This is a genomic window from Spirabiliibacterium mucosae (assembly GCF_014884965.1).
Taxonomy (GTDB): domain Bacteria; phylum Pseudomonadota; class Gammaproteobacteria; order Enterobacterales; family Pasteurellaceae; genus Spirabiliibacterium; species Spirabiliibacterium mucosae.
The window spans coordinates 1-13,708 of the sequence record NZ_JABTBO010000010.1; the positions used below are offsets into that span (position 1 = coordinate 1).

At 50.8% G+C, this 13,708-nt stretch carries 13 protein-coding genes; 7 read left to right on the forward strand and 6 right to left on the reverse strand.

Annotation, left to right across the window (positions count from 1 at the left end; genetic code table 11):
• From HPC37_RS05040 to asnS, 3 genes are all read right to left on the reverse strand, one after another.
• Positions 1–322, reverse strand: a 322-nt coding sequence (locus HPC37_RS05040) for a restriction endonuclease subunit S (RefSeq protein ID WP_208122099.1), incomplete at its 3' end; no start/stop codon positions are given.
• A complete protein-coding gene (locus HPC37_RS05045) occupies positions 292–1,128 on the reverse strand; it encodes a restriction endonuclease subunit S (protein WP_345790011.1) in 837 nt (278 codons plus the stop codon). The genes HPC37_RS05045 and HPC37_RS05040, both read right to left, overlap by 31 nt.
• 113 nt (positions 1,129–1,241) lie before the next feature.
• Positions 1,242–2,645, reverse strand: coding sequence for an asparagine--tRNA ligase (gene asnS, locus HPC37_RS05050; protein WP_208122101.1), 1,404 nt, complete (start codon positions 2,643–2,645; stop codon positions 1,242–1,244).
• Positions 2,646–2,869: 224 nt separating this feature from the next.
• Here asnS and HPC37_RS05055 point away from each other — a divergent pair, with 224 nt between their 5' ends.
• The 3 genes from HPC37_RS05055 (at position 2,870) to HPC37_RS05065 (ending at position 5,865) form a co-directional block, all read left to right on the forward strand.
• Complete coding sequence (locus HPC37_RS05055; protein WP_208122102.1) at positions 2,870–4,078, forward strand: ROK family protein; 1,209 nt, start codon at positions 2,870–2,872, stop codon at positions 4,076–4,078.
• Positions 4,079–4,169: 91 nt separating this feature from the next.
• Positions 4,170–4,892 (forward strand): dethiobiotin synthase, encoded by a 723-nt coding sequence (gene bioD, locus HPC37_RS05060; RefSeq protein WP_208122103.1) that lies wholly within the window; start codon positions 4,170–4,172, stop codon positions 4,890–4,892.
• 160 nt (positions 4,893–5,052) lie between these two features.
• Positions 5,053–5,865, forward strand: coding sequence for a hypothetical protein (locus tag HPC37_RS05065; protein WP_208122104.1), 813 nt, complete (start codon positions 5,053–5,055; stop codon positions 5,863–5,865).
• A gap of 32 nt (positions 5,866–5,897) precedes the next feature.
• Here the strand turns inward: HPC37_RS05065 and HPC37_RS05070 are convergent, their stop codons facing one another.
• From HPC37_RS05070 to HPC37_RS05080, 3 genes are all read right to left on the reverse strand, one after another.
• On the reverse strand, positions 5,898–6,200 hold the full coding sequence (locus HPC37_RS05070) for an HI1450 family dsDNA-mimic protein (protein WP_208122105.1): 303 nt from the start codon (positions 6,198–6,200) through the stop codon (positions 5,898–5,900).
• Between the two features lie 40 nt (positions 6,201–6,240).
• Positions 6,241–8,880 (reverse strand): phosphoenolpyruvate carboxylase, encoded by a 2,640-nt coding sequence (ppc, locus tag HPC37_RS05075; RefSeq protein WP_208122106.1) that lies wholly within the window; start codon positions 8,878–8,880, stop codon positions 6,241–6,243.
• Between the two features lie 201 nt (positions 8,881–9,081).
• On the reverse strand, positions 9,082–10,104 hold the full coding sequence (locus HPC37_RS05080) for a branched-chain amino acid aminotransferase (RefSeq protein WP_208122107.1): 1,023 nt from the start codon (positions 10,102–10,104) through the stop codon (positions 9,082–9,084).
• A 394-nt stretch (positions 10,105–10,498) separates the two neighbouring features.
• On the opposite strand from HPC37_RS05080, the gene HPC37_RS05085 reads away from it, so the two are divergent.
• From HPC37_RS05085 to dapB, 4 genes are read left to right on the forward strand one after another with little or no spacing between them, the layout of a single operon-like run.
• Positions 10,499–11,380: a transcriptional regulator GcvA gene (locus tag HPC37_RS05085; protein WP_208122108.1), complete on the forward strand. Its 882-nt coding sequence runs from the start codon at positions 10,499–10,501 to the stop codon at positions 11,378–11,380.
• 9 nt (positions 11,381–11,389) lie between these two features.
• Positions 11,390–11,800, forward strand: coding sequence for a DUF423 domain-containing protein (locus tag HPC37_RS05090; RefSeq protein ID WP_208122109.1), 411 nt, complete (start codon positions 11,390–11,392; stop codon positions 11,798–11,800).
• A gap of 2 nt (positions 11,801–11,802) precedes the next feature.
• Positions 11,803–12,888 carry a 23S rRNA (cytidine(2498)-2'-O)-methyltransferase RlmM gene (rlmM, locus tag HPC37_RS05095; RefSeq protein ID WP_208122110.1) on the forward strand — a complete coding sequence of 362 codons (1,086 nt, stop codon included), beginning with the start codon at positions 11,803–11,805 and terminating at the stop codon, positions 12,886–12,888.
• Positions 12,889–12,892: 4 nt separating this feature from the next.
• Entirely contained in the window at positions 12,893–13,708 is an 816-nt protein-coding gene (dapB, locus tag HPC37_RS05100) for a 4-hydroxy-tetrahydrodipicolinate reductase (RefSeq protein ID WP_208122111.1), read from the forward strand.

Below are 13,708 nucleotides of genomic sequence, written 5' to 3' on the forward strand. Positions count from 1 at the left end.
GTTTTCCCTCTAATGATTTTTGCCATAGTGATAAAAGAGCTGTATGAAAATAATCATTATTAACACCAATAGGATTTAATACATATGTTCTCTGGTATGCTTCAAATTTGCCGTTGTATCTTAAAATTTTTCCAACATTCGCACCATTTCCAGGTAGAATAATACAATCCCCTTCAAATGAGTAATCATCGCATCTAATCGGGGTCATTGAACAAGTAAAGAAAGCATATTTACCTTCAGGGGATCCATAATTTGCATCTTTTTTTCCTGTTTGAATACAGCACAATTTTTCTAACCTACAAACCGCCCAGCCACTAGGCAAGTTCCCATAAGGGGAGGTATCGGAAGTTTGTATTGTAGTTTTACCTTTTTAGGTGCTTTGATTTTGCCTTGTTTAATCAACTCTTCACGTTGTTTAGCTATCCGTTTCAAAAGCTCGCTGGCAGGCTCATCATTAGGATCTTGTGGCACAAGCTTGCCCGTGATGGCGTGTTGTAAAACGGCTTGGCGAAGCCTTTGTGGTAAGGCTTTTTCTAAATTCGTGAGTTTTTCCTCGTACATACCATATTGCTCTACCAACGGCATCAATTGCTCTATACGCTCAACAATTCGCTGTTGCTCGGAAAGTGGTGGGAGGGGAACTAAGATCTCTTTAACAACGCCAATATATAATTCTTTTTGGTTTGTGCTTCCCGCTAAATTATTTTCTATATATTTTTGATAAACAAGAGAATTAAGAAGATTAAATAAATAAGCTGAATTTATATTTATACTAGAACGAACTACTGAAACATGCGAATCAGGTACCGTAAAAGGATAATGATTCAAATATTTTTCATCAAATAAACAAACTCTTCCCACAGTTCCTGTTCCAGTTGAATTAATTAAAACATCATTCGTTTTTAATTTGTACTCTTCAGGCCATTTATATAATGTTTCTGGATTTAAGAATTTTGCTTGTTCAAGAGATATTCCACCTTCTTTTAAGTTGCATTTTTGAGCAAAAACAGGATATTTTTTAATATCTGAATATTTAGGGGATTTTCCTCGCGAAATAAAAATACAAATTTCTTTCAACCTACACCAATGCCACCCTTCAGGAATATCAAATGGGATTTGATCGGCGATGCAAAGTGCGGTGCCGTCGGGGAATTGCTCATAAGGGCGTTATTAGGAATTAATAAAACTTTAGGCACAAAAAAACCGCACTTTTAAAGTGCGGTTTTGGTTTTGTTTAGACGCTAGAAGCTCGCGTTGCGAGGGTAGCGTGGGAATGGGATGACGTCGCGGATGTTTTGCACGCCGGTGACGTAGACAATAAGGCGTTCAAAGCCGAGGCCGAAGCCAGAGTGCGGCACGCTGCCGTAGCGGCGCAGGTCGCGGTACCACGAGTAGTCTTCTGGGTTGAGGCCCATTTCTTGCATGCGGTTGTCGAGCACCTCAAGGCGTTCTTCCCGTTGTGAGCCGCCGATGATTTCGCCAATGCCTGGGGCGAGCACGTCCATGGCGGCGACGGTTTTGCCGTCGTCGTTAAGGCGCATGTAAAACGCTTTGATGTCTTTCGGGTAGTTTTTCACCACCACAGGGGAGTGGAAGTGCTCTTCGGCGAGGTAGCGCTCGTGTTCAGATGACAAATCAATGCCCCATTCCACAGGGAACTCGAATTTTTTGCCGGATTTGAGCAGCACTTCGATGGCGTCGGTGTAGTCAATTTGGGCAAAATCGGAGTTAATGAACGCTTGCAGGCGGTTGATCACGTCTTTGTCCACGCGCTGTTCAAAGAATTTCAAATCGTCCATGCGCTCTTGGAGCACGGCGTTGAAGACATATTTGAGCATATCTTCTGCCAGTTTGGCGTTATCACTGAGATCAGCAAAGGCCACTTCAGGCTCGACCATCCAAAATTCCGCCAAGTGGCGGCTGGTGTTGGAGTTTTCAGCGCGGAAAGTTGGGCCGAAGGTGTAGATTTTGCTCAGCGCGCAGGCGTAGGTTTCGCCATTGAGCTGGCCAGATACCGTCAAAAAGGCCTCTTTGCCGAAGAAATCTTGCTTGAAATCTACCAAGCCGTTGTCACCACGCGGGAGGTTTTCTAAATCCAGTGTCGAAACGCGGAACATTTCGCCAGCGCCTTCGGTGTCGGAGGCGGTGATAAGCGGAGTCGCCACCCAATAAAAGCCACGCTCGTGAAAAAAACGGTGAATGGCCTGCGCCAAACAGTGACGCACGCGTGCGACAGCGCCGATCAAATTGGTGCGTGGGCGCAGGTGAGCGACTTCTCGCAGGTATTCCACACTGTGGCGTTTGGCGGCCATTGGGTAGGTTTCTGGGTCTTCAACAAAGCCGGTGACAACCACGTCGCTGGCTTTGAGCTCGACGGCTTGGCCTTTGCCTTGGGATTCTACCACTTGGCCGGTGATAATCACCGCGCAGCCGGTGGTGAGGTTGAGCACATCTTGCTCGTAGTTGGATAAACTGTTTTCAACCACCACTTGGATGGGGTCAAAGCATGAGCCGTCGTAAACCGCGATAAACGAAAAGCCTGCTTTGGAGTCACGACGAGTGCGCACCCAGCCGCGAATGGTGACAGTTTCACCGACGCTGACCGCACTTTGCAAAATCTCTTTAACGGATGCTATTTTAGCCATTATGTCCTCTAAATCGCACTTCAAAAATAATGGGTGTTAGTTTACTTATTCCCACTGAAATTACAATTGAAATCTAGCCAAAGTGCGGTTTTTTCTTGCATAATAGCTGAGCACTTGCGAGGGCATTTCGTGAGTTAAGTAACAGATTTTGGATCGCTTGGTTGTCAAAGCGTGATTTTGTGGGTATAAAGTCCTAATCAAGAATAAAAAGCAGGATGGGTAGTATGCCAAAAACAAGATATGATTATTATATTAGCCGCATCAATTTGCGCCATTTAGGCACCGTGTATCGCTTGATTGAGCAATTTGAGCTGATTTCTCGGATTGATTTGTCTAAAATCTCGGGCTTTGCACCGGCGAGCATCACCAATCTCACCCGTGAACTGATTAAAATGCACTTTATCGAAGAAAAAGCGGTGCAAAACACCATTGTGCGCGGCCGCCCGGCGGTGGGCATTTGCTTGTCGCCGCACTATTGGCAATATCTCGCCATCACCTTGGCAGAAACCACGCTCGATATCAACTTGTGCGAGCTTGACGGGCGCGTGGTGGCCCATTCACAGATTCATTATGCGCCGTCGCAAGGCGTGGAAGAGGTGATTTTAAACACCATTGACAGTTTTGTTAGCGAGCATCTTGAAAAAGTCACCAACATTTTGGCCTGCTCGCTGTGTATTCTCGGGCGGGTGGATAAAGTGCAGCAAAAAGTCTACCTTGGCCACACCGAGCTGGGCGCGGAATTGCAAGAGCATTTGCAAGCGCATTACGACTTCCCCATTTTGGTGGCGGAGCATTTTGCGATGTGGACCTTTGCCGAAAGTCATTTGGGCAATGCGATTCATTCCAATAACGTGATTTTTCTGCAGTTTGACGATGCGATCAACATCAGTGTGCTCAGTGAGGGCAAGATGATCCGCAACGAGAAACAAAAACGGATGAACATCGACAAAGTCGCGCTGCCAAAAATCAGTGATTTGAGTGACAAAATCGCGCAAGATGTGCCTGAAATTGAGCGCCATTATCTCTACAATCAAGTGAGCAACAAGGCGATTTATCAGCTGGTGGATTTGCTGCTGCCAAATGACTTGCCGAATGATGAAAGCAAAATCGCCTACTTGTGCGAGCAAGCGCAGGCGGAAAACCCGCAGGCGATTCGCATTATCCATCACCTGGCCGACAGTGTGTCGTATTTGCTGATGTATCTCACCAATATTTTCGCCTCCGAGAAGATTATGATCAACACGCGGCTGTTGGCGGTTAAAGAGCTCTTTTTGCAGCGTTTGGCACTGAAATTGCAAGATGCGTTGCTCTCCGACGAGCAGCAGGTGGAGATCATCACCTCGAAATTTAGCTGGAATGACCCTGCGATTGCCTCATCAGCGGTGAAGCAAGAGCTTTATAACGGCCATATTTTTGAGGAAATCCTCAAATAACGCATTTTTTGGCGAAAACTTGTTTTGGCTCAAGAAATGCCGTTTCATTTTTGCCTACAATCTTCCCTATGTTTTGACATAGGGAAGAATCATGAGCTGTTTTTTTGTGACCGGCACCGACAGTGGCGTGGGCAAAACGGTTGTCAGCCGTGCCATCATTCAAGCCATGCAGCAACAACACTGCCAAATTGTGGGCTACAAGCCTATTGCTTGCAATAGTCATGCAGTGAGTTATTTCAACCAAAGCCCGCAACCGAGTGAGCAAAACGCCGATGTGCTGACCCTGCTCGACAGCACCCAGCAAGACGTGGGCTATCAAGACATCAACAGCTACACCTTGCACGCCGGCCTTGAGCCTGGCATTGTTGATTTGCTCAGCCAGTGCCAGTCCATTGACATCAACAAAATCAACCACGACCTTGACGCACTCGCCAGCCGCTATGAAACCGTGCTGGTGGAGGGCAGTTTTGGCTGGAAAACGCCGATCACCCAGCAGCAGTTTTTCTCCGATTGGGTGGTGGAGCGCAAAATGCCGGTGGTGCTGGTGGTGGGCATCAAAGAAGGCTGCATCAACCACGCGCTGCTTACAGCCGAATCTATCGCCAAAAGCGGCGTGACATTGCTTGGCTGGGTCGCGAACCGCATCAACCCAGGCATTAGCAATTACCCGGCGATTATCGAGCTATTGCTGCAAAAGCTCAACGCGCCGTTGCTGGGGCAAATCCCGTATTTGCATCACCCAGAGAGCAAAGATCTGGCGCATTTCATCACCAATTTGGAGCGATTAAACTACTGCCGTACGATAATTAGCTAAAGTGCGGTCAGGCACGTTGGCGGTCATTTCATCAAATAATAGTAAACTCACGTTATTATTGCGTCTTTTTTGCGCAAACGGGAGTGAGAACTATTCCCATATCAAAAATCTGTCGCTATAATCCGCCTCCCTTTTAACAATAAAAATAATAAGGTTATTGATGATGAAAAAAATCACATTCAGTTTGTCGCTGGTGTTAGCCACACCTGCGGCGTTGGCAAGCCATTGGGAATACACATTAGGCGGTGAAGTTTATCGCGAAACTTATCGTGAATATGTCAACGGCCACGAGCGCTTTATGCAGCAGCGCGCCCACATGCACGGGCTCAGCGGTGCGCTGGCGTATCACATCAACAGCCAAAGTGCGGTGATGCTTGAAGGGCGCTATGTCAAAGGCAAGAGTCATTACGTTGGCAGTGAAGGCCCAAGCGCCGACAAGCCTGAGGGCACGCCTTATGGCTCGGTCACCATTCATGGCACACCGCGCAACAGCTATGATGTGCGCGCGCTTTATCAGCACCGCTTAAACGGCTTTGGCCGTGATTGGCGCGTGCAGGTGGGATTGGGGTATCGCATTTTAAACGATCTCAACAGCCGCAAAGACGCCGAGGATTACGACCGCAAAAACCGCTTGATATACGCCCACATTGGCGTGAGCACCGATTTTGCACTGCCACAGGGCTTCACCTTGACGCCAAAAGTGGGCTACAACCAACTCATCCGCGCGCGGCAGTATTCTTACATTCCGCAAACGGCGATCAATAAGCAACGCAACGGCAAAGGGCTGGAGTTTGAACTGGGGCTGAGCAAAGCGCTGGGCAAGGGCACCGTAACCTTTGCGCCGTTTTATCGTGGCTGGAAGGTGTTTGACTCCAACCGCATTGAGCGCAACATTGACGGCGAAATCGGTGTAATTGTCGAGCCGAAAAACTTCACCCATGAAGTGGGCGTGAAACTCTCTTACACCTTCTAAAAAACAAAAGTGCGGTCAAACCGCACTTTTAATTACCACACAATATGAAAATCGGGGGCGTCGGGCTCGGTGCTCACGAGCACTTTGGCAAACACATGCGTGAGTGTGCCATCACGGCCTTCAAGCCCAATCCAAACTTCGGCAAAGGCCTCGGGGTCGATAAGCACCCCGATTTCTTCATCCCAATTCTCGGCGGTGTCCATCAGCTGCAAGCTGCCATGCTCGGCAAACTGGGCGTTGAACAGCGCAATGTCGTCTTCTTTCAAGTTTTCGCCTGCCATTTCAAGAAAAATGGCATAGGCGGTGTCTAAAATTTGCTCGTCGGAAAGTGTCATAAAACCTCGCAGTGAAAGTGCGCTCAACCGCGCTTTGCTTTTAGCCTGTGTTACGCATGCCCGCGGCGATGCCGGTGATGGTGATCATCAACGCCTGGTTGAGGTTGGCATCTTGCTCGGCTTCATCGACTTGGCGCAAGCGGTGAAGCAATTCCACCTGCAGCAAGTTGAGCGGGTCGGTGTAAACGTTGCGCAGTGCGATGGATTGGGCAATCCACGGCAAATCCGCCATCAGCTGGTCGCGGTGAGAAAGTGACAGCAGCGTTTGCACATCGGCTTGCAGCTGCGCGCGCAAGTGCTCACCCAGTGGCCACAGGGATTTGTCCACCAAGCGTTGGTCGTAATATTCCGCCAGCCACAAGTCTGACTTGCTGAACACCATCTCCAGCATGCCCACACGGGTGGAGAAGAACGGCCATTTTTCGCACATTTCTTCCACCACCGCACTTTTACCTTGCGCGAGCAGTTGCTGGATGGATTGCGCCGCACCGAGCCAGGCTGGCAGCATCAGGCGGTTTTGCATCCAGGCGAAAATCCACGGAATGGCGCGCAGGCTTTCCACGCCGCCTTTCGGGTTGCGTTTAGCCGGCCGCGAGCCCAGTGGCAGGCGGGAGAGCTCTTGCTCTGGGGTGGCGGAGCGGAAATACGGCACAAAATCGGGCTGCTTGCGCACCACATCGCGATAAGCCTCGCACGAGAGGGTGGAGAGCTCATCCATAATATCGCGCCAGCCTTGTTGCGGTGACGGCGGTGGCAGCAAATTAGCCTCTAAAATCGCACTGGCATAAAGCTCAAGGCTGTCAATCGCCACTTGCGGCAGCCCCAGTTTAAAGCGGATCATCTCGCCTTGCTCGGTCACACGTAGGCCGTTTTTCAGCGATTTCGGCGGCTGAGAGAGCAGTGCGGCGTGCGCTGGCGCACCGCCACGGCCAATGGTGCCACCGCGGCCGTGGAAAAGCGTGAGCTCAATATGCAGCCGCTCGCACAGGTTCACTAGCGCTTCTTGCGCGCGGTATTGCGCCCATGAGGCGGCCATCATGCCGGCATCTTTAGCAGAGTCAGAATAGCCAATCATCACCATTTGTTGGTTGTCGATAAAGCCGCGATACCAGCCCACGTTAAAGAGTTGCTCCATCACGCTTTCGGCGTGATCAAGGTCGTCGAGTGTTTCAAACAAAGGTGCGACCGGGATGCGTTTGGTGTTGCCCGCTTCTTTGAGCAGCAAATGCACCGCCAGCACATCGGAGGCGCTGCGCGCCATGGAGATCACATAGGCAGAAATCACGCCCTCGTTTTGTTCGGCCACCACTTTGCAGGTGTCGAGCACTTCGCGTGTTTCTTCACTTGGGTGCCAGTCAATCGGCACCAGTGGGCGGCGGGAGTTGAGCTCACGGATTAAAAACGCTTGTTTGTCTTCCTCTGACCATTGGGCATAATCGCCTAAGCCGATGTAACGTGTGATTTCAGCAATGGCCTCGGTGTGGCGGGTGCTTTCTTGGCGAATATCCATGCGTGACAACGTCACACCAAAGCAGCGAATCCGGCGTAAAGTATCCAGCAGCAAGCCGTTGGCGATGATGCGCATACCGCACTGATTAAGAGATTGATACACGTCCAGCAACGGCTCCCACAGCTGCTCATTGCGCGTGATGATGTGCTCTTGCGTGGTGCGCGGTTGTTTGTCGCTTAACAAATCGTTGAAGTGATTTTGCGTCAGTTTTAATTTGGCGCGCAGGCCTTTCACTACATGGCGATAAGGCTCTTCATGCTCGCCGTATTTGGCGATAAATTCAGGCGAGGCTTCAACCATGGAAAGCTCGTCGCACAGCAACTTGATGTCTTCCAAAAAGAGCTCGGCGGCTTTGGCGCGCGCGAGGTTGAGCACGCGGCGGGTGATTTTGCTGGTGACAAACGGGTTGCCATCACGGTCGCCCCCCATCCAAGAGGAAAAACGCACAGGCGTGAATTCCACCGGCAGGCGGAAGTCGAAATATTCAACCGTCGAGTCGTTGAGCTGGCGCAAAAAGTTGGGCACCGCGTGCCACAAGCTGTTTTCAATCACGCTGTAGCCCCATTTAGCCTCTTCAAACGGGGTTGGGCGCTGGGTGCGGATTTCATTGGTGTGCCAAGCTTCGGCAATCAAGCGTTTGAGCTGGCGCTCGATGCTTTTGCGTTCTTTATCGGTCAAATCCGAGTGCTCAAGCTGGCTTAAACATTTGTTGATTTCAACGTGTTTGTGGGTCAGCGAGCGGCGGGTTACTTCCGTTGGGTGGGCGGTTAGCACCAGTTCAATTAATAGTTTATCAATCGCGGCTAACACGTCTTCTTTCGCCACGTTTTGCCCTTTGAGCTTTTCAAACAAGTCGCTAATTGAGCGCTGGCTGAGGGCGAGATCGCTGTGATGGCGCGAGATGGATTGATATTGCTCGGCGATGTTGGTGAGGTTCAAAAAGTGGCTGAACGCCCGCACCACTGGGATAATTTGATCGCTTGAGATGTTGCCCAAGATGTCGAGGAGTTGCTCGCGCGCGAGGTTGTCGCCAGCGCGAGAGTTGCGAGAAAGTACGCGGATTTTTTCGATTAATTCTAAAATCTCGCTGCCTTGTGCTTCACTGATGGTGTCGCCCAAAAAGCGCCCGAGCATGCTGATGTTGTTGCGCATCTCACTATACTGCTGCATAAATTATCCTTAGTTGTAAAGTCATAATGTTTAATTTTGTGATAGATTTAACAAAAAAAGTGCGGTTTGCGCAATGATATTAATCAAATTTATATCATTTTTGCTGATGTGTTTTATTTTTAAAAGTAAAAGTGCGGTTTTGTTAGATGATTTCTAAAATTTCAGGCAAAAAAATGCCCTTGCAAGCAAGGGCAGGTGAGATTAGTCGACTTTGACGATCCAACCCTCAGGCGCAGGTTTGTCGCCAAACTGAATGCCGGTGAGCTCATCGTAAAGTTTTTGCGTGATTGGGCCGACTTCGGTTTCAGAGTAGAACACGTGGAAGTCATCGTGGTATTGAATGCCACCGATTGGTGTGATCACCGCTGCTGTGCCGCAGGCGCCGGCTTCGGCAAAGTCATCGAGTTTGTCGATGTAAACATCACCTTCCACGGCTTCAAGGCCGAGGCGATCACGGGCGATTTCCAGCAACGAATATTTGGTGATGCTTGGCAAAATCGACGGCGAGTATGGGGTGACAAATTTGTTGTCACGGGTGATGCCAAAAAAGTTGGCTGAACCCACCTCTTCAATTTTAGTGTGGGTTTTCGGGTCAAGGTAGATGCAATCACCAAATTTGCGCTCGTGAGCGAGGTGGCCTGGCAGCAAGCTGGCGGCATAGTTGCCACCGACTTTGGCCGCACCCGTGCCATTAGGGGCGGCGCGGTCGTAGTCAGAAACAATAAAGTTGGTTGGCTGCATGCCACCTTTGAAATAGGCACCCACCGGGCAGCAGAACACGGTGAAGATAAACTCAGGGGCTGGGTGCACGCCGATGTTGTCGCCCACGCCGATAATCAGCGGGCGCAAGTATAAGGTCGCACCAAAGCCATAAGGGGCCACAAAGCGCTCATTGGCCTTCACCACTTGTTTGCACGCGTCAATAAACATCTCGGTTGGCACCTCCGGCATCAGCAGGCGCTGGCAGCTTTTTTGCAGGCGTTTGGCGTTTTGATCAGGGCGGAAGAGGTTAATTGAGCCGTCTTTGCAGCGGTAGGCCTTCAAGCCCTCAAAGCTTTGCTGGCCGTAGTGAAGTGCGGTGGAGCCTTCGCTGATGTGCAAGGTGTTGTCTTCGGTCAGCTCGCCTTGGCTCCATTGGCCGTCTTTCCAGTGCGCGATAAAGCGATAATCGGTTTTGATGTAGCTAAAGCCAAGATTAGCCCAATCAAGTGTGCTGTCTGTCATAGGGTGTCCTTAAAATGTATTGAGTAATAGGGTATTTTTAATCCTTTTGCGCGTGAAATCAATCTTTAATTTGCAATTGGCTAAATTGCCAACACAACAGCCACTTAGGGCAAGAATTTTGCGCGCAGGCGATAGCAGCGAGCGGAATTTGTGGTAGTATATCGCAGATAAGAAAAAGCCACCCAAGTGGGTGGCCTATAAACCAAATCGGTTCAAACTATACAGGAAGTTAAGAGTAGAACTCAAATCTAGAAAACTAGATAAAACACAACATCATACTTAAAGCAGCAGTTAATTGCTTAAGTAATGGTTGTATTTTAAGGGCTCTTAACACGCGCAACAATCTATATTTTTTTATCGCTTGCATTAGTTTTTTTATGAATAAGGACGCCGTATGCAGAATAAAAATTTGCCGCCACTCAATGCACTCAAGGCGTTTGAAGCCTCGGCGCGGCTGTTGAGTTTCACCAAAGCGGCAGATGAGCTGTTTGTCACTCAGGCAGCGATAAGCCACCAAATCAAACTGCTCGAAGACTACCTCGGCCTGGCGCTGTTTGTGCGCAAAAACCGCACTTTGGTGCTCACCGATGAGGGCAGTGCCTATTATTACGATGTGCGCGCGGCATTGCAGCGCCTGGCGCAAGCCACGCGTAAACTTAAAAATCAACGCTCAAGCGAGCATTTGACCATCAAAGTGCCGCAAACCTTTGGCATGGCATGGCTAGTGCCGCACTTGGGCGAGTTCAACGCGCTGCATCCGCAAATTGAGGTGGCCATTCAAGGGGTGGATTATGATGAAAGTGCGGTCATCACCGATGCCGATGTGGCGATTTTTTACGGTCGCGGCAACTGGGCGGGGTTAGACAGCCACCAGCTGTTTTCAGGCAAATTGTCAATTCTTGCCTCACCCAATCTGCTGGCGCAAAAGCCGCTTGAAAGCGTCGAGGCGCTGAAAAATCACAACTTGCTGCACATTCACAACCGCGAAAACTGGCAGAGCATGGTCAATCACCTCGGCCTTGAAGACGTCGACATCGCCCACGGCGTGGTGTTTAGCCACACTTTTATGGCGCTGCAAGCGGCGGTGCACGGGCAAGGGGTGGTGCTGGCCAACACCATTTTGGCGCAAAAATACATCACCGAAGGGCTTTTAAGCGAGGTGTTTTTAACCGACGTGACGGATCCAAAATCATTTTATGTAGTGTATCATAGCGACAACAAAGACAAAGCGCCGGTGGTGGCCTTTGTTGATTGGATTTCGCAACACAGCCAATAGGAGAGCATTATGGGAAATCGATTTTTAGTTTTAGCCGCCCTCAGCGGCTTGTTTTCAGTCACCTTTGGTGCTTACAGCGCCCACGCCTTGGCACCCGACATGAGTCCACTGGCACAAGATTGGCTGACTAAGGCACAACATTATCAATTTGTTCACACCTTGGCGCTGTTGGCACTGGGCTTTTTTGTTGCCGCAACCAAACATCAGCCGCAGCCATCGTGCCGTCGCATGGGGCTCAACTGGATTGGTTATAGCTGGGCGGTGGGCATTGTGTGCTTTAGCGGCAGCTTGTATTTGATGGCAGCCACCGGCACCGAGGCGGTGAAATACCTCACCCCAATTGGCGGCGTGGCATTTATCCTCGGCTGGGGCGCGCTGGCGGTGATCAGCATCGGCAACTGCATTAAACCGCGGGATTAAGCTTGAACGCCTTACTCATCTATTGCCGCGCGGGCTTTGAAAAAGAAGTCGCCGCCGAGCTTAGCGACAAAGCCGCGCAACTGGGCATCTTTGGCTATGCCAGCGTGGTGGCAAACAGCGCGTTTGTGCGCTTCACCGTGCATGCGCCTGCCTGCGCCCATTATTTGGCCGCACAACTTGATTTTTCCACGCTGATTTTTGCTCGCCAAGTGATCGTGCTGTGTGATGAATTAAGTGATCTCCCCGCGCAAGATCGCCTTTCACCAATTTTAGCCAGCCTTAAGCAGCACATCGGCGAGGCGCGCCTTGAGCAAAGCGACACCCTGTGGCTGGAAACGCCAGACACCAACGAGGGCAAGGCGCTGTCAACCTTTTGCCGCAAATTCACCGTGCCGCTGCGCGCTGCGATGAAAAAGTGCGGTTGGCTGCAACATACCCAAGCTGGCGGCATCAGCGTGCATGGGCTGTTTTTAGCCAACAATCACTGCCTGCTGGGCTATTCGCTCAACGGCAATCATTCACCGCACTTTATGGGCATCCCGCGCTTGCGCTTCCCGCACGATGCGCCAAGCCGCTCAACGTTGAAGCTCGATGAGGCCATCACCACCTTTTTGCCTGGCAAATTAGGCGAAAAACGCCTACGCGAGGGCATGCAAGCGGTCGACCTCGGCGCGTGCCCTGGTGGCTGGACGTATCAATTGGTAAAGCGTGGTTTGTTTGTTTATGGCGTGGATCACGGCAAAATTGCGCCGAGTTTGATGGAAACAAGCAAAGTTGAGCACTGCGCCGAAGACGGCTTTGTGTTCAAGCCGCCGAGGCACGCCAACATTGATTGGCTGGTGTGCGACATGGTTGAGCAGCCGCAGCGCATCAGCGCGCTGATTTGCAAATGGCTCGTTAACGGCTGGGCGCGCTCGAGCATTTTCAACTTGAAACTGCCGATGAAAAAACGCTACCAAGAGGTGATGGCCTGCTTTGCCCTGATTGATGAAACCTTAAGCGCCGCGGGGCTGGCGTACAACTTGCAGGCTAAACACCTTTATCACGACCGAGAAGAAATTACCGTTTATATCACTTTAAAAGGATAACGCGATGACACAATTACGCATTGCCGTGGCAGGTGCCGGCGGCAGAATGGGGAAAAATTTAATCAAAGCCGTCAGCCAAGCCGACGGCGTGGTGCTTGCCGCCGCCCTTGAGCGCCAGGGCTCGAGTTTGACAGGCGTGGACGCCGGCGAGCTGGCGGGCATCGGGCACAATGGCGTGCGCCTGAGCGATGACATTGAAGCGGTCATTCAAGACTTTGACGTGCTGATTGACTTCACCCGCCCTGAGGGCACGCTGGCTTACCTCCAGCATTGCGTGGAGCACAACAAAAAAATGGTGATTGGCACAACCGGCCTCGATGCCAACGAAAAGGCGGTGCTCGCGCGTGCGGGCAAGCAAATTGGCATTGTGTTTGCCTCTAACTATTCCGTTGGGGTGAATTTGGTGTTTAAACTGCTTGAAAAAGCCGCCAAAGTGATGGGCGAATATTGCGACATCGAGGTGATTGAAGCCCACCACCGCCACAAAGTGGACGCGCCATCAGGCACCGCACTGTCAATGGGGGAACACATTGCCAAAACCTTGGGGCGCGATTTGGCCAAAGACGGCGTGTTTTGCCGCGAGGGCATCACCGGTGAGCGCAAACGCAATGAAATTGGCTTTGCCACCATCCGCGCCGCCGATGTGGTGGGCGAGCACACTGTGTGGTTTGCCGACGAAGGCGAGCGGGTTGAAATTGCCCACAAAGCCTCCAGCCGCATGACTTTTGCCAACGGCGCAGTGCGCGCGGCCAAGTGGCTTGAAAAACAAAAGTGCGGTTTGTTCGACATGACAGATGTGCTCGATCTCAACAGCCTTTAG